Origin of the sequence: Streptococcus troglodytae (assembly GCF_002355215.1) — a bacterium.
Classification (GTDB): Bacteria; Bacillota; Bacilli; order Lactobacillales; family Streptococcaceae; genus Streptococcus; species Streptococcus troglodytae.
The window spans coordinates 1,289,096-1,313,145 of sequence record NZ_AP014612.1 but is presented as its reverse complement, the minus strand read 5'-3'; the positions used below and the strand labels follow the sequence as shown (position 1 = coordinate 1,313,145).

The window sequence follows — 24,050 nt, the reverse complement described above, 5'->3', positions numbered from 1 at the left end:
AAGAAGTTTTATGAAATATGGTATAATGTTGCTATTGTATTAAAAAGGTGATAAAGATGATTTATTTTGATAATTCAGCGACAACACTTCCTTATCCAGAAGTAATCAAGACCTATGAAGAGGTGGCAACTAAAATTTTTGGCAATCCTTCCAGCTTGCATCAGTTAGGCAGTCAGTCAAGCAGGATTTTGCAGGCATCTCGGCAGCAGATTGCAGAGCTTTTAGGAAAAAGGACAGATGAAGTCTTCTTTACTTCAGGCGGTACAGAAGGAGATAACTGGGTCATTAAAGGTCTGGCCTTTGAAAAGCAGCGCTACGGTAAACATATTATTGTATCTGACATTGAACATCCAGCAGTGAAAGAATCTGCTAAATGGTTGCAAACTCAGGGCTTTGAGGTTGATTTTGCCCCTGTTGATAAAAAGGGATTTGTCAAAGTTGATGTCTTAGAAGAATTATTGCGGCCTGATACTATTTTAGTTTCTATCATGGCCGTTAATAATGAGATTGGTTCTGTTCAACCGATTAAAGCAATTTCAAAGCTTTTAGCTGATAAGGCTAGTATTTCTTTTCATGTAGATGCTGTGCAGGCAATTGGCAAGATAGCAACGGACGCTTACTTGACTGATCGTGTGGATTTTGCGACTTTTTCTGGTCATAAATTTCATTCTGTTCGTGGCGTTGGCTTTATTTATAAGAAAATTGGGAAGAAGATCTCTCCTCTTTTGAACGGTGGCGGTCAAGAATTGGGCTTTCGAAGCACCACTGAAAATGTTGCGGGGATTGCGGCAACGGCCAAAGCCTTGAGAATCGTTCTTGATAAAGCCAAAATAGGACAGAAGAAGCTTTCAGCTATGAAAAAAGTTCTTTTTGACAGCTTGTCGCATTATGATGATGCCATTCTTTTTTCAGAATTGGCGCATTTTGCTCCTAATATTCTGACTTTTGGTATCAAGGGAGTGCGTGGTGAGGTATTGGTTCACGCCTTTGAAGAACATGATATTTACATTTCAACGACATCATCTTGTTCCTCCAAGGCTGGTAAACCTGCAGGAACCCTCATTTCAATGGGGATTCCCAGCAGGCTTGCACAGACAGCTGTCCGTATTAGTCTTGATGAGGATAATGACATGAGTCAGGTGGAGCAATTTTTAACCATTTTCAAACAAATTTATGAAAAAACAAAAAAAGTAAGGTAAGAAAGGAAGGTCATAAAATCTGAGAAATTTAGAAAAAAGATGAAGACTTTATCAGTTAGATAAATGCCTTCAATTTTCTCTGTTCTAGTTATTAATGGCTCTTATATTTTAATTATGCAGTATTCAGAAATTATGGTGCGTTATGGCGAATTGTCAACGAAAGGTAAAAATCGCATGCGCTTTATCAACCAATTGAAGCGCAATATGAAACATGTTTTGTCCATTTATCCCCAAGTCAGTATTCGTGCGGATCGCGATCGTGCCCATATCTATCTTAATGGAGCAAACTATGTTCTTGTAGCAGAATCCCTCAAACAAATTTTTGGGATTCAAGCCTTCTCTCCTTCCTATAAGATTGAAAAAAACGTCCCTGCTTTAGAAAAGGCTGTTCAAGCAATTATGATGGAACTTTATCATGAAGGTCTGACTTTTAAAATTTCAAGCAAAAGAAGTGATCATCAGTTTGAATTAGACAGTCGTGAACTTAATCAGGTTTTAGGCAGTGCAGTTTTTGCTGTTCTGCCTGATATCAAAGCGCAGATGAAGCATCCAGATGTCAATTTGAAAGTAGAGATTCGTGAGGAAGCAGCTTATCTTTCTTATGAAAATATTAAAGGAGCGGGTGGTTTGCCGGTTGGGACAGCTGGTAAAGGTATGCTGATGCTGTCAGGAGGAATTGATTCACCAGTGGCGGGCTATCTTGCTCTAAAAAGAGGCGTTAATATTGAAGCGGTCCATTTTGCCAGTCCGCCTTATACTAGTCCCGGTGCTCTGAAAAAAGCACAGGATTTGACACGTAAATTGACTAAATTTGGCGGCAGTATTCAATTTATTGAAGTGCCTTTTACAGAAATTCAGGAAGAAATTAAGGCAAAAGCTCCTGAAGCCTACCTGATGACCTTAACTCGGCGTTTCATGATGCGAATTACCGATCGAATTCGAGAAAAGCGCAGTGGTTTAGTCATTATCAATGGTGAGAGTCTGGGACAGGTTGCCAGTCAGACATTAGAGTCCATGCAAGCTATCAATGCTGTTACGACAACACCTGTTATTAGACCTGTGATCACCATGGATAAATTGGAAATTATTGATATTGCTGAGAAAATTGATACTTTTGCTATTTCGATTCAACCCTTTGAAGATTGTTGCACTATTTTTGCACCGGATCGGCCTAAAACCAATCCTAAAATCAAAAATGCCGAGCAATATGAGGCACGTATGGATGTCGAAAACCTGGTAGAACGTGCTGTGGCAGGCATTATGATTACAGAAATTACACCGGAAGCAGAGAACGACGAAGTGGATGAGCTGATTGAGGGGTTGTTGTAAGCAATAGAGAAAGTGATTTTCATGTCTGCTATTTTGCTTCTTTTTTTGGCTCATTTTAGTCAAAATGCTTTGTCGCGTACAGCTTATTTTGTACAGTTGAGAGAAAAGAAAAAATTGCTTATATGATATTTACCAGCTGAGTAATCTGGCCTTGTTCTTTGCTTTCTTTATTTCTGAAATATTTCGAAAAAATTTCTTCATGCGATTGGCGTGGCAGGAAATGAAAAAAACTTGTCAAAGTATAGGAAAAATGCTATACTGTAAAAGTTGACTATATGCACATCCTGTGCAACCGCACGAAAATCGCTTTTAAGCAGCTTTCGCAGCTCACGATTTAGGCGAGTCTTCACGGAGGAATTTCCTCAAGCAAAATCTTATAGGAGGTGCATCATGAGCACATACGCAATCATCAAAACTGGTGGAAAACAAGTTAAAGTTGAAGTCGATCAAGCAATCTATGTTGAAAAACTTGATGTTGAAGCTGGAGCAGAAGTAACATTTGATCAAGTTGTTCTTGTCGGTGGTGACAAAACTGTTGTTGGTACTCCAATTGTTAAAGGAGCTACTGTTGTTGGAACTGTTGAAAAACAAGGCAAACAAAAGAAAGTTGTTACTTACAAGTACAAACCTAAAAAAGGCAGTCACCGTAAACAAGGTCACCGTCAGCCTTATACCAAAGTTGTTATCAAAGCTATTAACGCTTAAGATAAACTGATATGATTCAAGCAACATTTATTCGCCGCAAAGGCATATTGGAAAGCGTTGAGCTGACTGGTCATGCTGGATCTGGTGAGTATGGCTTTGATATCGTATGCGCAGCTGTTTCAACTTTATCAATAAATTTGGTTAATGCTTTGGAAGTTTTAGCAGACTGTACAGTTAGTTTACAAATGAATGAGTTTGATGGCGGTTATATGAAGATTGATTTATCGTATATAACCAATAAATCAGATGAGAAAGTTCAATTGTTATTTGAAGCTTTTCTTCTAGGAATAACTAATCTTGCTGAAAATTCTCCGGAATTTGTAACAGCTAAGATAATGACCCAATAATTTAAGAGAGGACACAACATTATGTTAAAAATGAATCTTGCTAATTTGCAACTTTTCGCCCACAAAAAAGGTGGCGGTTCTACATCTAACGGACGTGATTCAGAAAGCAAACGTCTTGGTGCTAAGGCAGCTGATGGACAAACTGTTACAGGTGGTTCAATCCTTTACCGTCAACGCGGAACACATATCTACCCAGGTGCTAACGTAGGTCGCGGTGGAGATGATACCCTTTTTGCTAAAGTTGAAGGTGTTGTTCGTTTCGAACGTAAAGGTCGCGATAAAAAACAAGTATCTGTTTATCCAATCGCAAAATAAAAGTTAATACTTTTTGAGTATAAGAAAGCTTTTGAAGTTTTTCTTACAAGGAATAGAATAAGAAAAGTCTGTATTTTATAGGCTTCAGTCTAAAGGGAGTTGAAAAAATCATTTTCACTCCTTTTCTTTTTAGTTGTGGAAATCTTCTTGTAATTCCATTTTTGAATCTGGAGGTGAAGATTATCTGATCATCTTGTTTCATTTAATAGGTTTTCCTTTTAAGGTAGATAGATAATGTTCGTCAATTATCAATCAATCGTAAACGATTATTTTTAACCGTATGCTATAATGGTTAATAATCAATAGAAAAGAGGTTCTTTATGCCAGTTAACCAGTACCAGCAAGAAGTTGGAAAAACCTTGGAACATTTTGCAGTTGGCCAAATGCCTGATGTGAAGCTTTTAGAGGGTCGCTATTGCAGTGTGGAACATATTGATACCAGAAAACATCTAAATGACATTATTGATTTCTATTGGAAGAATGCAGTTCCGTCTGATTGGACCTACATGTTTGATCAGCCTTTTGAAACTGCTGAAGCTGTTCAAGAACGTCTCCAAGATTATGAAAAATCTAAAAATCCTTATTTTTTTGCCATTCGTGACAAAGAAACAGATAAAGTCTTAGGTACTTTTTCGCTTATGCGCATTGATCCTAAAAATCGTGTGCTTGAGATGGGGCGTGTCATTTATGCACCTGCCTTGCAGAAAACATCTGCTGCAACAGAAGCACAATACTTGGTTATGAATTATGTTTTTGAGGATCTGGGTTATCGCCGTTATGAATGGAAGTGCGATCATCTAAATCAGTCTTCTGGCAATGCTGCTAAGCGACTTGGCTTTACTTATGAAGGAACTTTCCGTAATCATGTCGTTTATAAGGGACGAACACGTAATACGGACTGGTTTTCTGTTATCGACCAAGACTGGCCTACACTGAAAAAGCGGTTTGAAAACTGGCTATCACCGAAGAATTTTGATGATAATGGTCAGCAAATAAAAGCATTGAAGGATTGTTAAATGGAATTTTGTCAGCATTGTGGGACACAATTAGTAGAAAAAATGTTAGAACACGAAGGGCAAGTACCTTACTGTAAAAATTGTCAGTCTTTTCGTTTTCCTCAGCATGATCTTGCAGTATCAATGATTGTCTATGATGAGCAAATGCAAAAGATTCTTCTGATTCAGCAGTACCATATGAGACAGTATATCTTAGTAGCAGGTTATGTTAATAAAGGCGAAAAATTAGAAGAGGCTGTCAAACGCGAGGTGTTAGAAGAGACTGGTTTGACAGTTGAGATAATAGCTTTTAATGCCAGCTCTTTTTATGAAAAAAATCAAGTTTTAATGGTGAACTTTGTCTGCCGTGCCAAGAAAGCCAGCGATTTAAAACTGAACCATGAAGTGGAAGCAGCTAACTGGTTTCATCCTGACCAAGCCAAGGAAGCTATTCTATCTCCTAGTCTAGCAAAGAATTTTCTTCTAAATTGGTTGGATAAAAAAGTTCATTAAACAAGTCAATAGTGCATTTTAACTATTCTAATTGGCTTCCTTTTAGGAAACTTTATCGGTCAAAGATTATTGACTAAGCACCAGCAGGAATGGGCAAGGAATTCTCTCCCCCCTTGTTTTGGCTTGCAAGAAATAATCAAGAATAAAAAGGAAGACTTTTTCTTCAATCTGAATCACGCGCAATGTGTGATTTTTTTGTATAATAGAAAGAGCAATTTAAAAAGAAAGTAATCATATGAATATTCAACAATTACGTTATGTGGTGGCTATTGCCAACAGCGGTACCTTTCGCGAAGCCGCTGCTAAGCTTTTTGTCAGTCAGCCCAGTTTGTCAGTCGCTGTCAAGGATCTGGAGCAAGAACTCGGTTTTCAAATTTTTACTCGAACAACAACAGGTGCAGTTTTAACTAGTCAAGGATTGGTTTTTTACGAAAAATCATTAGAAGTGGTTAAAAGTTTTGATTCTTTTGAGAAGCGTTATGCCCAGTCTGATAGTGAAAAAAATCAATTTTCCGTTGCCAGTCAGCACTATGATTTCTTACCGCCTTTGCTGACTGCCTTTTCCAAACAGTATCCCAAATATAAAGATTTTCGGATTTTTGAAACGACAACTGCTCAGATTTTGGATGAAGTTGCCCAAGGACACAGTGAAATCGGCATTATCTATATGAATCAGCAAAACCGTAAGGGTATTTTGCAAAAAATGGATAAGTTGGGGCTTGAATTTGTAGAGATGATTTCTTTTCAAACACATATTTATCTGCGTCAGGATCATCCTCTGGCAGAAAAAGAACGATTGACTATGGATGATTTAACTGGACTGGAAACGGTACGCTTTACTCAAGAAAAAGATGAGTACCTTTATTATTCAGAGAATTTGGTAGATACCAGCGAAAGTTCCCTCATTTACAATGTGACTGACCGAGCAACTCTAAATGGCATTTTAGAGCGCACAGATGCCTATGCGACTGGGTCTGGTTTTTTGGATAGTTGCAGTGTTAATGGTATTACGGTCATTCCTTTGGATGATAAATTGGACAATCGCATGGTTTATGTCAGACGCAATAGTACAAACTTATCAACATGTGCTCTCAAATTTATCAATGTCATGTTCAATTATTTTGAAACTTATAAACCTTAGGAGATTTTATGCGAAAAATAGTATTAGCTGTAACAGCACTGTTTTTGGTTGCCTTAGATCAACTAAGTAAGTTTCTTGTTGTCAAATATATTCACTTAGGAGCAATCGTTGACTTTATTCCTAATCTTGTCAGCCTAACTTATTTGCGAAATACAGGAGCAGCTTTCTCTATTTTAGAGAATCAGCAGTGGCTGTTTACGGTGACAACTCTTCTTGTTTTAGGGGCAGCTCTGTATTATTTAATTAAACGGATTCAGTCCGATAATTTTTGGTTATTGGTAAGTTTACTGTTAATTATTTCTGGTGGTTTAGGAAATTTCATTGACCGTCTGCGTTTAGGCTATGTGGTTGATATGATTCATCTTGACTTTGTTGATTTTGCCATCTTTAATGTAGCAGATTCTTATTTAAGTATTGGTGTGGCACTCTTAATCATTGCCTTATGGAAAGAAGAAAAAAATGGAAATTGAAATAAAAGAAGCAGGAGTGCGTTTAGATAAGGCCTTGGCTGATTTGACAGATTTGTCCCGTTCTCAGGCGAGTGAGCAAATTAAAGCTGGTCTTGTTTTAGTGAATGGCAAAAAGCAAAAAGCAAAATATGCTGTTAAAGAGGGAGATATCATTCATTATGAACGTTCTCAAGAAGAAGTCTTAGACTGTGAGGCTCAGAATATTCCCCTTGAAATTGTCTATGAAGATGAGGATGTTGCTGTTGTAAATAAACCACAAGGAATGGTTGTTCATCCCTCGGTAGGACATCCTTCAGGAACTTTGGTCAATGCTCTGCTTTTTCATATAAAAGATCTCTCATCCATAAATGGTGTCATCAGACCAGGTATTGTCCATCGGATTGATAAAGATACTTCAGGCCTACTGATGATTGCTAAAAATGATCAAGCACATCAGGCTTTGGCGAAGGAACTGAAAGAAAAAAAGTCACTGCGTCAGTATATAGCCCTTGTACATGGCAACTTGCCAAATGACCGTGGTGTTATTGAGGCACCGATTGGCCGTAGTGAGAAGGACCGTAAGAAACAGACAGTGACTGCCAAAGGAAAACCTGCGGTGACACATTTTAAAGTTTTAGAACGTTTTGGCCAGTATAGTTTGGTGGAGCTCACGTTAGAAACAGGCAGGACGCATCAAATTCGGGTTCATATGGCCTATATTGGTCACCCAGTTGCTGGAGATCCTCTCTATGCTCCCAAGAAAACATTGAAGGGCCAAGGCCAGTTTTTACATGCTAAAACCTTAGGATTTACGCATCCTAAAACCGGTGAATTGATGCAATTTACTACTGAAATACCAGCTATTTTTCAGGAGACATTAGACCATTTGCATCATTTATAAGTGTTAGATTAATAGGCTGTTTGGCTTTTGATATTTAGCAATTTATGAAATGATCCGCAGATTCTTATAACTGTGCTGGTAATTTTTTCTAAGCTTTTTTGATTTTACAATTTATTTCAGTATATTTTCTTAGTTTTTGCTACAATAAATTTATGAAGAATTCAAATCTTTTGAAGACAGAAAGAAAATTGAAATATGTCCGCATGTTTTTGCGCATTATTACTTGGCTGGTAATCTTAGCGACTATTCTTTTAACTGTCTACCTTTATCAAAAAGGTTACTTGACAGATGTCAAAAAATTGCGGGCTGTTATGCATCGTTATGGTAATTGGAGTCCTCTGATTTTTGTGTTATTGCAGATTATTCAAGTAGCTATTCCAATTTTACCGGGCGGTGTTTCAACTTTGGCAGGTGTTGTTATTTTTGGACCTTTTTTGGGCTTTATCTGGAATTATATTGGTATTTGTATCGGTTCTGTTTTGGGATTTCATATTGCCAGACGGTTTGGCCGTCCAGCTTTGGAGACATTTTTTAGCCCCAAGGCACTGGCTAGTTATGAACATTGGACAAATTCTGACAGTAAATTTGCTAAATATTTTGCTTGGGCTATCTTTTTGCCAATTGCCCCGGATGACTTGCTTTGTTATTTAGCAGGAACAACCAGTATGACCTATAGACAATTTACTTTAATTATTTTGCTTGGCAAACCAGCTTCAATTCTTGCCTATAGTTTGGGCTTGACGACTGTCCTGTCTAAATTATTTGGTATTGGATAATTATTTACTTTAGAGTATGTTTTTAAATCTAGAAAAAATGCACATAGCTAGAAAACAGTTACATGCATTCAGACTGAAGACAAACTTATTTTTCAACATAAAAAATTTTTAAGCTCTGCAGATTTCGTGATTATTTCTTTTTATTGGTGAGCAAAGCGATCATCAAACGAGATTTTCCGCTGTGATAAAAGTTCCTGAAACTTTAATGTTTCAGGAACTCGGAAGATTGGAGACCTTGGGATCAAATCTTAATTGAACACGGGCTGCGGACGGCAGCAAAAAGATAAACATACCCTAGACGCAAGCGTCGTCGGCTAGTTTCCTATTTTGCTCTTGTCCGCTTAACGCCCTTTGTATCTTGGTTTAACTGAACACGGGCTGCGGATTGTGGCAAAAAGATGAGTCCTCCTAGAATCTTAATGATTCCGCGTCGTACTCCCTATTTTGCCTTTATCCGCTTAACGCCCTTTGTATCTTGATTTAACTGAACACGGGCCGCGGATTGTGGCAAAAAGATGAGTCCTCCTAGAATCTTAATAATTCCGCGTCGTACTCCCTATTTTGCCTTTATCCGCTTAACGCCCTTTGTATCTTGGTTTAGGTTGGGACATAAGGAAACGAAAGTTTCCTCATCGCTACCGTCCGTATCACCTAAGGAAAGTCTCAAAAGAAGACTTTTTCTACATTCTCACATGCATTTTCTTCATGCGTACGGCGTGGAAAAAATGGTCGGCTCTTGAAAAATATAGGCAGTATGTTATAATAATAAAAATGAATATTCCTTTAACACTGTCCCGTGAGGCAGGCAAGGAGTAACAAAGAAAAAAGTGCCGAGAAACTGTACTTATATTTTGTGAAATCTCCTTGTATGAGGGGATTTTTTCTTATTCTTTACATTTACAGAAAGGCATTCTATGAAAACGAAAGAAATTGTTGACGGTGTCACCATGAAGCGTGCCATCACACGTATGACTTATGAGATTATTGAGAGAAATAAGAATCTTGATAATATTGTTCTGGCTGGTATTAAGACACGTGGTGTCTTCATTGCTCGTCGTATTCAGGAACGTTTCAAGCAAATTGAAGGTTTAGATATTCCACTTGGAGAACTTGATACCAAATCTTTCCGAGATGATGTCAAGGTCGAAGAAAATACAACTGAGATGCCTGTAGATATTACCAACCGTGATGTGATTTTGGTAGATGATGTTCTTTATACTGGTCGTACCATTCGTGCTGCTATTGATAATGTTGTCAGCCTTGGTCGTCCAGCTCGTGTCAGTTTAGCAGTTTTGGTTGATAGAGGTCACCGTGAATTGCCTATTCGTGCGGATTATGTTGGCAAAAATATTCCAACCAGCAGTTCAGAAGAAATTGTTGTTAATATGGTAGAAATTGATGATAAGGACAATGTTTTATTACTTGCTAAAGAGGATAGTCTATGAGTCAAGAATTGAAGCTTGATGTTCAAGAACGGCCTCGTTTTGGTATGTTGTTGGGCTTATCTTTTCAACACCTTTTTGCCATGTTTGGTTCGACTGTTTTAGTTCCAATCTTAGTTGGCATTGACCCAGCTGTTGCTCTCTTGTCATGTGGTCTAGGAACACTTGTTCATTTGAGTGTAACCAAGTATAAAATTCCTGCTTATATGGGATCTAGTTTTGCCTATATTGGTGCTATGCAAACGTTAATGAAGACAGATGGTATTGCAGCAGTAGCTCAAGGAGCCATTACTGGTGGTTTGGTTTACTTCATTGTTGCTTTGGTGATTAAATGGATTGGCAATTCTTGGATTAATAGAATATTGCCGCCAGTGGTAGTCGGCCCCATTGTTATGGTGATTGGTCTTAGTCTGGCAAGCAGTGCCGTTAGTGATGTCATGACCAAAGATGGTCATTATCATCTGACTTATGTGTTTATCGGTTTGATAACGCTGTTTGCTGTCGTCTTATTTAATGTTTATGGCAAGGGGATGTTTGGTTTAATGCCGATTCTCTTTGGTCTGATTTTTGGTTATTTATTTGCCCTTCTTATTGGGCTTTTAACAGGTCAAGAAATTGTTCATTTTACAGGTGTCTTTAAAGCTTCTTGGATACAAATTCCTACTATTCATCTTCCTATTTTGAATGATGGTTTTAAGCTTTATCCATCAGCTATTTTAACCATGGCACCGATTGCTTTTGTAACTATGACAGAACACTTTGGTCATATCATGGTACTCAATAGTTTAACCGGGCGTGACTTTTTCAAGGAACCAGGACTTGATAAAACTTTGACTGGTGATGGGTTAGCTCAGGTTGTAGCTGGTATTTTGGGAGCACCTCCTGTAACGTCTTATGGTGAAAATATTGGTGTCATGGCCCTTAATAAAATTTTCTCTGTTTATGTTATTGCTGGTGCAGCTCTGCTTGCTGTCTTGATGAGTTTTATTGGTAAAATATCGGCTTTGTTACAGTCCATTCCGACTCCAGTTATTGGCGGTATATCAATTGCTCTCTTTGGTGTGATTGCTTCTAGCGGTCTGAAAATTCTCATTGAGGACAAGACAGACTTTGATAATAAGAAAAATCTGCTGATTGCTAGTATCATCTTAGTTTCTGGTATTGGTGGTTTGACATTACAGATTCAGGGTTTACAGATTACAGGTGTCGCTTTTTCAACCTTACTTGGTATAATTCTTTATCAAATTCTCCCAGAAAAGGACTGATAATATGGTAGTTACAGATGGTGTCGTATCACTAAAGCATTTGGTTAGTATGGAAATCTTGTCCAATGAAGAAGTGCTTGGTTTAATTAAAAGAGGGCTAGCCTTCAAAGAAAAGAAAGTGACTTTTTCATTGGATAGGCAATATTTTGCAGCAAACTTATTCTTTGAATCATCAACACGGACACATAAATCTTTTGAGGTTGCAGAGAAAAAATTAGGACTGGATGTCATTGAATTTGATGCCAAAACCAGTTCAGTCAATAAAGGAGAAACACTTTATGATACGATTCTAACGATGAGTGCCTTAGGGGTTGATATTTGTGTTGTGCGACATTCACAGGATGATTATTATAAAGAATTAATTGATAGTCGTACCATTCAAACATCAATTGTTAATGGTGGTGATGGTTCTGGTCAGCATCCTAGTCAGTGTTTGCTGGATTTAATGACTATTTACGATGAATTTGCTTCCTTTGAGAATCTTCAGATTGCTATTGCGGGAGATATTACCCATTCTCGGGTAGCCAAATCCAATATGCAGATTCTGAAGCGCTTGGGAGCCCAAATTTATTTTGCAGGTCCCAAAGAATGGTATGCTTCAGAATTTGATGTTTATGGTAAATATGTTGCTATTGATGATATTATTGATCAGATAGATGTTATGATGCTTTTACGGGTGCAACATGAACGACACGATGGGAAAGAAAGTTTTTCTAAGGAAGCTTATCATCAGCATTATGGTTTAACTGAAGAACGCTACAAGCAATTAAAAAGCTCTGCTATTATCATGCATCCAGCTCCTGTCAATCGTGATGTGGAGATTGCTGATAGTTTGGTTGAAGCTCCTAAATCACGGATTGTTGCTCAAATGCAAAACGGTGTTTTTGTTAGAATGGCCATTCTTGAGGCAATCTTAAGAGGCAAAACCTAATTTCATAATCATTGTTTAATGACAAAACTAGTAGCTTCATTCAAAAAAGGATTTTCCTTAAAGAGCAATTGGTTACAAACCTTGTTTAGCGAGTGAAAATGCTTTATATCTTACTGAAAGGTAAAATTATGGGAAAAAGACTTTTAATATTAGAAGATGGAACAATTTTTGAGGGACAGGCTTTTGGAGCAGACCTTGATGTAACCGGTGAGATTGTCTTTAATACTGGTATGACAGGTTATCAGGAATCTATCACTGATCAGTCTTACAATGGTCAGATTTTGACATTTACCTATCCACTCGTTGGCAACTATGGAATTAATCGTGATGATTATGAAAGTATTAAACCCACTTGTAAAGGTGTGGTCGTATCAGAAAATGCACGTCGGGCGAATAACTGGCGCAAGCAGATGACCTTGGATGAATTTTTGAAATCAAAAAATATTCCAGGTATTTCTGGGATTGATACACGAGCACTGACCAAAATTATTCGTCATCATGGAACAATGAAGGCGACTCTGGCCAATGAGGGTGATTCTATTGAGCATCTACAAGATCAATTACGTGCGACTGTTCTTCCAACAAATAATATTGAACAGGTATCAACTAAAACCGCTTATCCAGCTCCAGGTATTGGGAAAAATATTGTTTTGGTTGATTTCGGACTGAAACATTCTATCTTACGTGAATTTTCAAAACGTAATTGTAATGTGACGGTTGTTCCTTACAATACAACAGCTCAAGAGATTTTAAATTTAAATCCAGATGGTATCATGCTGTCAAATGGACCGGGAAATCCAAAAGATGTTCCGGAAGCTTTAGAGATGATTCGCGGTGTACAAGGTAAAATTCCAATTTTTGGTATTTGTATGGGGCATCAACTTTTTAGTTTGGCAAATGGTGCCCGTACTTACAAGATGAAATTTGGTCATCGTGGTTTTAATCATGCGGTGCGTGAAATTGCAACAGGACGTATTGATTTTACCAGTCAAAATCATGGTTATGCTGTTTCGCGTGATGATTTGCCAGAGGAGCTTATTATTACGCACGAAGAAATCAATGATAAATCAATTGAAGGCGTACGTCATCGACACTATCCGGCTTTTTCTGTTCAGTATCATCCAGATGCTGCACCGGGACCACATGACGCTTCTTATCTCTTTGATGAATTTTTAGAATTAATTGATGCTTTTCAATTGGAAAAGCTAGCAAGTAATATTTAATGTTGTCCAGAGAGACGATGAATGAAAGAAAGGAGAAGGGCAAGTTCTCGTATTTGCTTAACTGAATACGGGCTGCGGACTTTGCAAAAAAGATAAACACATTCTAGACGCGAGCGTCGTCGGCTGGTTTCCTATTTTTGCTATGTCCGCTTAACGCCCTTAATATCTTATAAATGCCTAAACGTACTGATATTAAAAAAATTATGGTAATTGGTTCTGGTCCCATTATCATTGGACAGGCTGCTGAATTTGATTATGCAGGAACCCAAGCCTGTCTTGCTTTAAAAGAAGAAGGCTATAGTGTCGTTCTGGTCAATTCAAACCCAGCGACAATCATGACAGATAAAGAAATTGCAGATAAGGTCTATATTGAACCTATCACCATCGAATTTGTAACTCGAATTTTAAGAAAAGAACGTCCCGATGCAATACTGCCAACTCTTGGTGGACAGACAGGTCTTAATATGGCCATGGAATTATCAAGAGCTGGAGTTCTTAATGAGTTGGGGATTGAACTTTTAGGAACCAAGCTGTCTGCTATTGATCAGGCCGAAGATCGCGATCTTTTCAAGCAATTGATGGAAGATTTAGAACAGCCCATTCCAGAATCTGATATTGTTAATAGCGTTGACGAAGCTGTCGCATTTGCTGCTAAGATTGGCTATCCAGTCATTGTTCGTCCAGCATTTACGCTTGGCGGCACAGGCGGCGGTATGTGTGCAGATGAGAAAGAACTTCGTGAAATTGCCGAAAATGGTCTCAAATTGTCACCTGTAACGCAATGTCTAATTGAGCGTTCTATTGCTGGCTTTAAGGAAATCGAATATGAAGTGATGAGAGACAGTGCAGATAATGCTCTGGTTGTCTGTAACATGGAAAATTTTGATCCAGTTGGTATTCATACAGGGGATTCTATCGTTTTTGCACCAACGCAGACACTTTCAGATATCGAAAATCAAATGCTGCGTGATGCTAGCTTAAAAATTATTCGTGCCCTTAAGATTGAAGGTGGTTGTAATGTGCAGCTGGCTCTGGATCCGCATAGCTTTAAATACTATGTCATTGAGGTTAATCCACGTGTCTCACGTTCATCAGCTCTAGCTTCTAAGGCGACAGGGTACCCTATTGCTAAATTAGCCGCCAAAATTGCTGTTGGTTTAACTCTGGATGAGATGATTAATCCAGTTACAGGGACAACTTATGCCATGTTTGAACCAGCTTTGGACTATGTCGTGGCTAAGATTCCACGTTTTCCATTTGATAAATTTGAACATGGGGAGCGTCGTCTTGGAACACAGATGAAAGCAACTGGTGAAGTCATGGCTATTGGGCATAATATTGAAGAAAGTCTTCTCAAAGCTTGCCGTTCCCTTGAAATCGGTGTTTACCATAATGAGATGCTAGAGCTTGCCAATGTTAGTGACGACGCTTTGGTGGCCAAAATTGTTAAGGCTCAAGATGACCGCCTTTTCTATCTTTCTGAAGCCATTCGTCGCGGATATTCCATTGAGGAATTGTCAGATTTAACAAAAATTGATCTTTTCTTTCTTGATAAGCTCTTGCATATCTTTGAAATTGAGACAGAACTAGCAGCCAAGGTTGGTGATACTGCTATTCTCAAGGAAGCTAAACGCAATGGTTTTGCTGATCAAAAAATTGCTGATATCTGGCAAATGACGGTAAATGATGTTCGCAAGCTTCGTCTGGATAACAAGATAATTCCGGTTTATAAGATGGTTGATACTTGTGCGGCTGAATTTGAATCTGCAACACCTTATTTCTACTCGACTTACGAATGGGAAAATGAGTCCATCAAATCAGGAAAAGAATCCGTTATTGTTTTGGGTTCAGGTCCGATTCGTATCGGACAGGGAGTTGAGTTTGACTATGCGACAGTTCATTCTGTCAAAGCCATTCAAAACGCAGGTTATGAAGCTATTATCATGAATTCCAATCCTGAGACCGTTTCAACAGATTTTTCAGTTTCTGATAAACTTTATTTTGAACCGCTAACTTTTGAAGATGTTATGAATGTAATTGAGTTAGAGCAACCTAAAGGTGTCATTGTTCAGTTTGGCGGACAAACAGCTATCAACTTGGCAGAACCATTGTCGCATGCTGGTGTGACAATTCTGGGTACGCAAGTAGCTGATCTTGACCGTGCAGAAGACCGTGATCTTTTCGAGCAGGCTTTAAAAGATTTAAATATTCCTCAGCCGCCGGGACAAACAGCAACAAATGAAGAAGAAGCGGTCGCATCGGCTCGTAAAATTGGTTTTCCAGTGCTTGTTCGCCCGTCTTATGTTCTTGGAGGACGTGCTATGGAAATTGTTGAAAATGAAAACGATTTACGCTCTTACATGCGAACAGCTGTAAAGGCCAGTCCAGATCATCCTGTCTTGGTTGATTCTTATTTAGTCGGCAGTGAATGTGAGGTAGATGCCATTTCGGACGGTAAGGACGTTCTTATTCCCGGCATTATGGAACATATTGAGCGTGCGGGTGTCCACTCAGGAGATTCTATGGCTGTCTATCCACCGCAAACTCTTTCAAAAGAAGTTCAAGCAACCATTGCAGATTATACAAAACGCTTGGCTATTGGACTTAATTGTATCGGGATGATGAATATTCAGTTTGTCATCAAAGATGAAACCGTTTATGTTATTGAAGTTAATCCGCGTGCCAGTCGTACAGTACCGTTTTTATCTAAAGTGACAGATATACCAATGGCACAAATTGCTACTAAATTGATTTTAGGAAGCAGTCTGACTGAACTTGGCTATAAGGATGGCCTTTATCCAGAAAGTCAAAATGTCCATGTTAAGGCTCCTGTCTTTTCCTTCACCAAGTTAGCTAAGGTTGACAGTCTTTTAGGACCTGAGATGAAATCTACAGGCGAAGTCATGGGAACTGATTCAACTCTTGAAAAAGCGCTTTATAAAGCTTTTGAAGCATCTTATTTCCACCTTCCTGCTTTTGGTAATGTCATTTTTACCATTGCTGATGAGACTAAAGAAGAAGCATTAGCGTTAGCACGTCGCTTCTCAAATATTGGTTACAGTATTTTAGCCACGGAAGGTACCGCTAAATTCTTTGCAGAAAACAATTTAGAAGCAGTCCTTGTTAATAAATTGGGTGAAGATGATGACAATGACATTCCTGCCTATGTTCGATCTGGTAAAGTGCAGGCTATTATTAATACAGTTGGCAACAAACGTACCTTTGATGAAGATGGTGCGGCTATTCGCAGCTCTGCTATTGAACATGGTGTACCGCTTTTTACTGCGCTTGACACAGCAGATGCCATGGTAAAGGTTCTTGAAAGCCGAGGTTTCATTACACAGGCGATATAAGAAGAGTGAACAAGGGTTAAGAAAGCAGTCATTATGCTTTATTCTCTAATTTAAAGCTGGAGTAGCATCGTCATATATTGCTTAAGATTACCCAGCTCTCTCCATTATAATGAACTTGAAATGATCTGAACTTTGCTGCTTTTTTATCTCAAATAAAGAGTGGGATAAAAAGCTGGCAGAAGAAACCCATTGACCAACTTTACTTAGCAATATCTATATCTCACAACAAGTCTGGAAATGCTTTTTATTTCAGGCTTGTTTTTTTTGATTGATATGAAAAACTTGACAAAAAACGAAAAGGCTGTATATTTGTATTATAGCCTTAAGACAATAGGTATTGCTCTTTATTTTTAAAATTAAAACTTACAATTTTGTAAGTTTTAATTTTAAAAATGTAAGGCTTTTGACTTTACTTTGAGGTATGATAAAGAGAAAAATAGGAGGGAGAAGTTATGCCAAAAAGAAAAGAGAAAATGACCAGAAAGAAGAAGGGGTGGATTATTGGCGGTAGTTTTGCAGCTGTTTTGATAGTATTAGGCCTTATTTGGGCTAGATTGCAGCAAACAAGCCAAACAACATCAAATAATGTTGGTTATCAAACAGTTAAAGTCAAAGAAGGAACGATTGCCTCTTCAACTTTACTGTCAGGAACTGTTAAGTCTGAATCGGAACAGTATGTCTATTATGATAGTAACAAAGGAACCAATCCTAAGGTTATGGTGTCTGCAGGAGATCAAGTTACTGCTGGTCAACAATTGGTTCAGTATGATAATAGTACTGCGCAAGCAGCTTATGATCAAGCAGTCAGGAATCTAGATAAGGTTAACCGTCAGATTACAAATTATAAAACTTATGGTACGCTGCCATCACAAGATAGTTCTTATGACAGCGGATCCAACGCAGGAAATTCTAGCAGTAATTCTGGCAGTGGAAATAGCAATTCCTCTAATGGTGGCTATAATATGAATAATACGAATTCGCTAGGAAGTGCAAGTGCCGCTGCTATTACCCCAGTAAACTCTGCATCATCAGATCAGCAGCTGCAAGATTTGTATGATGCGCAAGCTAATGCACAAGATGACGTTAACAAGGCTCAAAAAGCTCTAGATGATACTTCGGTTAACAGTGAGGTGACAGGAACAGTTGCTGAAGTTAATAATGATGTTGACCCATCTGGTAAAACCAGCAAAGCTCTCGTTCATGTTACCAGTGAAGGTAAATTGCAAATCCAAGGTACCTTAACTGAATATGATTTGGCTAATATCAAAGTAGGCCAAGAAGTCAAAATTAAATCTAAGGTTTATGATAAGAAGGAGTGGACAGGAAAGATTTCTTACATTTCAAATTATCCCAACCAAGATCAAGGCAGTCAGTCTCAGGCAGCTGATTCATCTGGAAGCGGCTCTTCTTCAAATTCCGCTGCTTATGACTATAGAGTTGATTTGACAAGTGATATAGGAGACTTGAAACAAGGTTTTACGGTATCTGTAGAGGTGACCAATGCCAATAAGAGCTTGGTGATTCCTAATTCAGCACTGGTTACAAAAGACAATAAAAACTATGTCTGGGTTTATGATAAAACGAATTCTAAAGTTTTGAAAAAAGAGGTTGCTGTTGGAAATGCTGATGCTAAATCACAGGAAATTTCATCTGGTCTTGATAAAGGACAAACCATTATTTCTAATCCAGATAAGAATTTAAAAGACGGCCAGAAGATTGACAAACCTTCTAGTAAGGCTAGTGAAAAGAGGTGAGTGCAGTGAGTGATAAGAAAGAACTCATTCATCTTGAAGGGATAACAAAAAGTTATCATAATGGCAATCAAGAACTGCAGGTCCTCAAAGGGATTGATTTAACAGTTAATGAAGGAGATTTTCTGGCTATTATGGGACCGTCTGGTTCGGGAAAGTCAACTTTAATGAATATTATTGGCCTTTTAGATCGCCCTAGTTCAGGAACTTACCATCTGTCTCAACAAGCCGTTGAAAACCTAAGTGAAAGTAAATTAGCGCGTGTTCGCAATCAGGAAATTGGTTTTGTTTTCCAGCAATTTTTCCTTCTTTCTAAATTAGATGCGCTGCAAAATGTGGAATTGCCGCTCATTTATGCAGGTGTCAGTCCTTCTCAGCGCAAAAAAACAGCCAAAGAGTTTTTAGATAAGGTAGAACTAGCTGAACGGATGAAGCATTTGCCTTCAGAGCTATCAGGCGGACAAAAGCAAAGAGTCGCTATTGCCCGTGCTTTGGTCAATAATCCAACCATTATTCTTGCTGATGAACCAACAGGTGCTCTTGATACTAAGACCGGTAAACAAATCATGGATTTACTGACCGAACTCAATAATGAAGGCAAAACGATTATTATGGTAACGCATGAACCTGAGATTGCTGACTATGCTAAAAGAAAAATTGTCATCCGTGATGGTGAGATTACAGAAGACAGTCAGCAAACAGCTGAAATAGAATAGGAGGGATTTTATGGAAAATTGGAAATTTGCTCTTTCTTCTATTCTCAGCCATAAAATGCGTTCTTTTCTGACAATGCTGGGGATTATCATTGGAGTGGCTTCGGTTGTCATGATTATGGCTCTAGGACAAGGTCTTAAAAAAGGGATTAGTGCTCAAGTCAATAAAGAGCAAAAAAACTTAAACGTTTATTATAAAACGAAGGCTGAAAAAGAAGCTGAAAAGAACTCTTATTATCAAGTTGATACCTCTGATAGCGGTGCTAAAGCTCCGGATATTCAAGAAGCTTGGGTAGAAAAAATCGCTCAAGATACTAAAGGAGTGTCGGGTTATTATATTACGAATAGTAAAACAGCAACCGTTTCTTATAGGAAAAAGAGCTCCAAAAATGTTGATATAACAGGAATTAACAGGACTTATTTATCCATCAAGAAATTTAAAATAAGAGCAGGCCGCTCTTTTACTAGTAACGACTATGATAAATTTGGCCGTATTATTATGTTAGACACCAATCTAGCAAAAAAGCTCTTTGGAGATAATGAAATGGCTCTCAATAAGGTGATTACTTTATCTAATAAGAGTTATCTGGTTGTCGGTGTTTATGAAGATCCTGATGCTGGGACAGCTACTTATGGAACGACTTCGGGTGGAAATGCTATTATGACTAATACTCAAGTTGCCAGCGAATTTGGTGTGAAAGAAAATGATCAAATTTATTTCCATATTGATGATGTTAGTCAGGCCAATAAAATTGGTAAGGAAACAGGTGCGGCTCTCACCAAGATGTCTGGAGCTAAAGATGGGGTATATGAAAACTACAATATGAATAATATCGTGAAGCGAGCTAATCAGTTGGCTTCCATGTACACTGTTGCCTTTGGTATTATTGCAGGTATCTCCCTTCTAGTTGGTGGTATAGGTGTTATGAATATTATGCTGGTATCTGTTACTGAGCGTACGCGCGAAATTGGATTGCGCAAAGCCTTAGGTGCTACTCGTATTAAAATTTTGAATCAATTTTTGATTGAATCCATTGTTTTAACCATTTTGGGAGGACTAATTGGTCTTGGAATTGCCTATATGGGAGTAACAGCCATTACTCCAGCTTTAAAAGCTCAGCATATTGTTCCAGCAATTTCTCTGCAGGTTGTTTTCATTAGTATTGCTTTCTCTGCTTTTGTTGGTATAGTCTTTGGACTTCTGCCAGCCAATAAGGCAAGTAAGTTGGATCCAATTGATGCCTTAAGATATGAGTAAAAAAGAATAGGGAGTCATTGAGAATTTGCAGATTGGGCTCTTCATTCTTGCATGTTACATATAGCTTCAAAATGGCGTTTAGATTGTTTTTTCAGTCTAGACGTTATTTTTTGAGGCACTGTTAACTATGTCAGCTCATAGGAACAAAAAAGCTTCCCTTTTTCTTAGAGTTACTAAAATTTGAAAGGACAAAGTTTGTAGTTTAATATATAGCGAGCCGTCTAAATGCTTTTGTTAGGTGCTGAAAACATGGTAATAGTTAGAATTTAGCTTATTTTAACTGTCAAGAAAAAAACTTGACAGGCTGATTTTTTATGTTACAATAGAGGAGTAGTTCATAGTTTGGCTATGTTCAAATAAAAAAACAGAAAAGAGACTTATTAAAAAATGGCAGTAAAAATCCGTTTGACTCGTATGGGTTCTAAAAAGAAACCTTTCTATCGCATTAACGTTGCAGACTCACGTGCACCGCGTGATGGTCGTTTCATCGAAACAGTTGGAACATACAATCCGCTTGTAACTGAGAATCAAGTGACTCTCAAAGAAGAGCGTATTCTTGAGTGGTTAGGCAATGGTGCTCAACCATCAGATACTGTTCGTAATATCCTTTCAAAAGCTGGAATTATGCAAAAATTCCACGAAGCTAAATATTCAAAGAAGTAAAGTCTTGCCTATGGATACCATTGAAAATCTGATTATCGCTATTGTGAAACCCTTAATTTCACAACCAGATAATTTTACCATTAAAATTGAAGATACACCTGAGTTTTTGGAGTATCATCTTGATTTAGATTCTAGTGATATTGGCCGAATTATCGGTAAGAAAGGTCGCACCATCACAGCGATAAGATCGATTGTCTATTCGGTTCCAACTCAAGGTAAAAAAGTGAGACTTGTGATTGATGAAAAGCGGTAACAGCAGTTGCTGCTTTTTTCTATAGAATTGTGAATTGTGAGACAAGATGGTAAAATAAAAGCAGTAATTTTTATTGGAGAAGACATGAAGTATTTTAATGTTGGAAAGATTGTCAATACGCAGGGACTTCAAGGGGAAGTTCGTGTCTTATCTGTGACTGATTTTGCAGACGAACGCTTTAAAAAAGGAAGTCAGCTGGCTCTTTTTGATAAAAAGGATCACTTTGCTATGACTGTTGAGATTGCCAGCCACAGAAAACATAAAAATTTTGATATTGTCAAATTTAAGGGACTCTATCATATCAATGATGTTGAAAAATATCGTGATTTCACCCTCAAAGTTGCTGAAGATGATTTGACGGATTTGGAAGATGGCGAATTCTATTATCATGAAATCATTGGACTTGATGTTTATGAGAATGATACCTTGATTGGACAGGTCAAGGAAATTTTACAACCCGGTGCCAATGATGTTTGGGTTGTTAAACGCAAAGGAAAAAAGATCTGCTTTTGCCTTACATTCCTTCGGTTATTTTAAAGGTTGATGTACCAAATGGGCGTATTGATGTGACTATTTTAGAAGGATTGGACGATGAAAATTGATATTTTGACCCTCTTTTCAGAGATGTTTGCTCCTTTGGAACATTCGATTGTTGGTAAGGCACAGACAAAGGGGCTTTTAGAAATTAACTATCACAATTTTCGTGAAAATGCAGAGAAGGCTCGCCATGTAGATGATGAACCTTACGGTGGGGGTCAAGGGATGCTTTTGCGCGCTCAGCCTATTTTTGATACTTTTGATAAAATTGCTGCTAAAAAACCGCGTGTCATACTTTTAGATCCAGCAGGCCAGCAATTTAATCAGTCTTATGCAGAAGATCTGGCTCAAGAAGGTGAACTTATTTTTATCTGCGGTCACTATGAAGGATATGATGAGCGTATTAAAACTTTAGTGACTGATGAGATTTCTTTAGGGGATTTTATTTTAACAGGCGGCGAATTGGCTGCTATGACAATTATTGATGCGACAGTCAGGCTGATTCCAGAAGTTATCGGTAAAGAAGCGAGTCATCAAGATGATAGTTTTTCATCAGGTCTCTTAGAATATCCTCAGTATACACGTCCTTATGAATACAGGGGGATGCAAGTCCCCGATGTTCTCCTGTCTGGCCATCATGAAAATATTCGCTTATGGCGTCTAGAGCAAAGCTTACGTAAGACATGGGAACGTAGGCCTGATCTGCTAGAGTATTATCAGTTTACTCAGGAAGAAAAGCAACTTTTGGAAAAAATAAAGAGTGAAGGCGAGGGAACAAGCTAATCTTGCTGCGTACGTGCTAGCTTGTTTCCTGATCTTTTTTGTCTGCTTGCTTTTAATTGTGCTATAATGGTACTAATTTGTTTATGGAGGAAGAAAAATTGACATCTGAAAAAGAGGTTTATGATATAACCGTTATCGGTGGCGGACCAGTTGGTCTTTTTACAGCTTTTTATGCTGGTTTGCGTGGTATTTCTGTAAAAGTGATTGAAAGTTTATCTGAGCTTGGTGGCCAACCAGCCATTTTATATCCAGAAAAGGTGCTTTATGATATTCCAGCCTTTCCCGCTATTACTGGGGCAGATTTGGTAGATAATCTGATTAAACAATTAGAGCGTTTTAGAGACAAAACAACTATTTGTTTAAAAGAAGAAGTTAAAACATTTGAAAAAGAGAATGCTATTTTTACAATTACAACAAATAAAGGGAATCATTTTTCGAAAGCCATTATTATTGCTTGTGGAAATGGTGCCTTTGCGCCGCGTCGATTGGGCTTGGATGATGAGGAACGTTATGCAGACCATAATCTCTTTTACAATGTTCACAAACTAGACCAATTTGCTGGTAAAAAGGTTGTTATTTGTGGTGGCGGCGACTCTGCTGTTGACTGGGCTAATGCTCTGGATAAGATTGCTGAAAGTGTCACATTGGTACACCGTCGTGATGCCTTTCGCGCTCATGAACATAGTGTAGAAGTTTTGAAAGCTTCTCATGTTAATATCATGACACCTTATGTTCCGCTTGAATTAAAAGGAGAAGGTGACGAAGCAACCAGTCTTGTGATTCAAAAGGTCAAGTCAGAAGAAACCAAAGAGTTGTCACTTGATTCGCTTATTGTTAGTTTTGGATTTTCAACCTCCAACAAAAACCTCAAAAATTGGAATATTGATTATAAGCGTTCAAGCATTAATGTATCTCCTCTTTTTGAAACCAGTCAGACAGGTGTTTTTGCTATTGGAGATGCTGCAGAATATGAAGGCAAAATTGATTTGATTGCAACAGGATTTGGAGAGGCACCAACAGCAGTTAACCAAGCCATCAAATACATTTATCCTGAGCGTGATAATCGTGTCGTTCATTCTACATCATTGATAAAGTAAAGGAAGGACTTTCCTTTCTTTTTTGTTAACTTTTGGTAGAATTTGGTAGAAATTGCTTGACAGTTATTATAGGGGAGTATATAATAGCATGTGTAAACGATTTCAATAAGG

General features: G+C 38.1%; 23 protein-coding genes, 1 pseudogene and 1 other annotated feature. All 24 genes and pseudogenes read left to right on the top strand.

From position 1 onward, the window contains the following. Positions 1 to 56: 56 nt before the first annotated feature. The 24 genes and pseudogenes from SRT_RS06340 to SRT_RS06225 all read left to right on the top strand — a co-directional run bounded on the left by SRT_RS06340 (position 57) and on the right by SRT_RS06225 (position 23,939). Complete coding sequence (locus SRT_RS06340) at positions 57 to 1,199, top strand: cysteine desulfurase family protein (RefSeq protein ID WP_128833458.1); 1,143 nt, start codon at positions 57 to 59, stop codon at positions 1,197 to 1,199. 114 nt (positions 1,200 to 1,313) lie between these two features. Further along, positions 1,314 to 2,528, top strand: coding sequence for a tRNA uracil 4-sulfurtransferase ThiI (gene thiI, locus SRT_RS06335; RefSeq protein WP_128834050.1), 1,215 nt, complete (start codon positions 1,314 to 1,316; stop codon positions 2,526 to 2,528). Between the two features lie 280 nt (positions 2,529 to 2,808). Then, positions 2,809 to 2,884, top strand: a sequence feature (ribosomal protein L21 leader region). 34 nt (positions 2,885 to 2,918) lie between these two features. Next, positions 2,919 to 3,233, top strand: a complete 315-nt coding sequence (rplU, locus tag SRT_RS06330; protein WP_128833457.1) for a 50S ribosomal protein L21 — start codon at positions 2,919 to 2,921, stop codon at positions 3,231 to 3,233. A gap of 11 nt (positions 3,234 to 3,244) precedes the next feature. Continuing rightward, a complete protein-coding gene (locus tag SRT_RS06325; RefSeq protein ID WP_128833456.1) occupies positions 3,245 to 3,580 on the top strand; it encodes a ribosomal-processing cysteine protease Prp in 336 nt (111 codons plus the stop codon). Positions 3,581 to 3,601: 21 nt separating this feature from the next. Continuing rightward, positions 3,602 to 3,895: a 50S ribosomal protein L27 gene (rpmA, locus tag SRT_RS06320; protein WP_002261998.1), complete on the top strand. Its 294-nt coding sequence runs from the start codon at positions 3,602 to 3,604 to the stop codon at positions 3,893 to 3,895. A gap of 320 nt (positions 3,896 to 4,215) precedes the next feature. Next, on the top strand, positions 4,216 to 4,911 hold the full coding sequence (locus SRT_RS06315; protein ID WP_128833455.1) for a GNAT family N-acetyltransferase: 696 nt from the start codon (positions 4,216 to 4,218) through the stop codon (positions 4,909 to 4,911). Then, positions 4,912 to 5,403, top strand: coding sequence for an NAD(+) diphosphatase (locus tag SRT_RS06310; protein WP_128833454.1), 492 nt, complete (start codon positions 4,912 to 4,914; stop codon positions 5,401 to 5,403). 235 nt (positions 5,404 to 5,638) lie between these two features. Beyond that, on the top strand, positions 5,639 to 6,544 hold the full coding sequence (locus SRT_RS06305) for a LysR family transcriptional regulator (protein WP_128833453.1): 906 nt from the start codon (positions 5,639 to 5,641) through the stop codon (positions 6,542 to 6,544). An 8-nt stretch (positions 6,545 to 6,552) separates the two neighbouring features. Next, positions 6,553 to 7,014 carry a signal peptidase II gene (gene lspA, locus SRT_RS06300; protein ID WP_128833452.1) on the top strand — a complete coding sequence of 154 codons (462 nt, stop codon included), beginning with the start codon at positions 6,553 to 6,555 and terminating at the stop codon, positions 7,012 to 7,014. After that, positions 7,004 to 7,894: an RluA family pseudouridine synthase gene (locus SRT_RS06295; RefSeq protein WP_128833451.1), complete on the top strand. Its 891-nt coding sequence runs from the start codon at positions 7,004 to 7,006 to the stop codon at positions 7,892 to 7,894. The genes lspA and SRT_RS06295 overlap by 11 nt, the downstream gene beginning before the upstream one ends. Before the next feature lie 203 nt (positions 7,895 to 8,097). Then, positions 8,098 to 8,670, top strand: coding sequence for a TVP38/TMEM64 family protein (locus SRT_RS06290; RefSeq protein WP_128834049.1), 573 nt, complete (start codon positions 8,098 to 8,100; stop codon positions 8,668 to 8,670). Between the two features lie 914 nt (positions 8,671 to 9,584). Then, complete coding sequence (gene pyrR / locus SRT_RS06285) at positions 9,585 to 10,115, top strand: bifunctional pyr operon transcriptional regulator/uracil phosphoribosyltransferase PyrR (RefSeq protein ID WP_128833450.1); 531 nt, start codon at positions 9,585 to 9,587, stop codon at positions 10,113 to 10,115. Continuing rightward, the gene (locus SRT_RS06280; protein WP_128833449.1) at positions 10,112 to 11,377 is read left to right on the top strand and encodes a uracil-xanthine permease family protein; all 1,266 of its coding nucleotides are present in this window, start codon (positions 10,112 to 10,114) and stop codon (positions 11,375 to 11,377) included. Before pyrR ends, SRT_RS06280 begins: the two co-directional genes overlap by 4 nt. Before the next feature lie 4 nt (positions 11,378 to 11,381). Continuing rightward, positions 11,382 to 12,308 (top strand): aspartate carbamoyltransferase catalytic subunit, encoded by a 927-nt coding sequence (locus SRT_RS06275; protein ID WP_128833448.1) that lies wholly within the window; start codon positions 11,382 to 11,384, stop codon positions 12,306 to 12,308. Positions 12,309 to 12,436: 128 nt separating this feature from the next. Then, positions 12,437 to 13,531 carry a carbamoyl phosphate synthase small subunit gene (locus SRT_RS06270; RefSeq protein ID WP_128833447.1) on the top strand — a complete coding sequence of 365 codons (1,095 nt, stop codon included), beginning with the start codon at positions 12,437 to 12,439 and terminating at the stop codon, positions 13,529 to 13,531. 173 nt (positions 13,532 to 13,704) lie between these two features. Continuing rightward, entirely contained in the window at positions 13,705 to 16,884 is a 3,180-nt protein-coding gene (carB, locus tag SRT_RS06265; protein WP_128833446.1) for a carbamoyl-phosphate synthase large subunit, read from the top strand. A 452-nt stretch (positions 16,885 to 17,336) separates the two neighbouring features. Next, positions 17,337 to 18,638 carry an efflux RND transporter periplasmic adaptor subunit gene (locus SRT_RS06260; RefSeq protein WP_128833445.1) on the top strand — a complete coding sequence of 434 codons (1,302 nt, stop codon included), beginning with the start codon at positions 17,337 to 17,339 and terminating at the stop codon, positions 18,636 to 18,638. Between the two features lie 5 nt (positions 18,639 to 18,643). Beyond that, positions 18,644 to 19,351, top strand: a complete 708-nt coding sequence (locus tag SRT_RS06255; RefSeq protein WP_128833444.1) for an ABC transporter ATP-binding protein — start codon at positions 18,644 to 18,646, stop codon at positions 19,349 to 19,351. Positions 19,352 to 19,361: 10 nt separating this feature from the next. After that, complete coding sequence (locus SRT_RS06250; RefSeq protein ID WP_128833443.1) at positions 19,362 to 20,606, top strand: ABC transporter permease; 1,245 nt, start codon at positions 19,362 to 19,364, stop codon at positions 20,604 to 20,606. Between the two features lie 387 nt (positions 20,607 to 20,993). Then, positions 20,994 to 21,269, top strand: a complete 276-nt coding sequence (gene rpsP / locus SRT_RS06245; protein ID WP_128833442.1) for a 30S ribosomal protein S16 — start codon at positions 20,994 to 20,996, stop codon at positions 21,267 to 21,269. A gap of 10 nt (positions 21,270 to 21,279) precedes the next feature. Next, positions 21,280 to 21,522, top strand: coding sequence for a KH domain-containing protein (locus tag SRT_RS06240; RefSeq protein WP_128833441.1), 243 nt, complete (start codon positions 21,280 to 21,282; stop codon positions 21,520 to 21,522). 84 nt (positions 21,523 to 21,606) lie between these two features. Further along, positions 21,607 to 22,124, top strand: a pseudogene (gene rimM / locus SRT_RS06235) (ribosome maturation factor RimM). Then, on the top strand, positions 22,114 to 22,842 hold the full coding sequence (gene trmD / locus SRT_RS06230) for a tRNA (guanosine(37)-N1)-methyltransferase TrmD (protein ID WP_128833440.1): 729 nt from the start codon (positions 22,114 to 22,116) through the stop codon (positions 22,840 to 22,842). Before rimM ends, trmD begins: the two are co-directional and overlap by 11 nt. Before the next feature lie 83 nt (positions 22,843 to 22,925). Beyond that, complete coding sequence (locus SRT_RS06225) at positions 22,926 to 23,939, top strand: NAD(P)/FAD-dependent oxidoreductase (protein ID WP_128833439.1); 1,014 nt, start codon at positions 22,926 to 22,928, stop codon at positions 23,937 to 23,939. Positions 23,940 to 24,050: the final 111 nt, after the last annotated feature.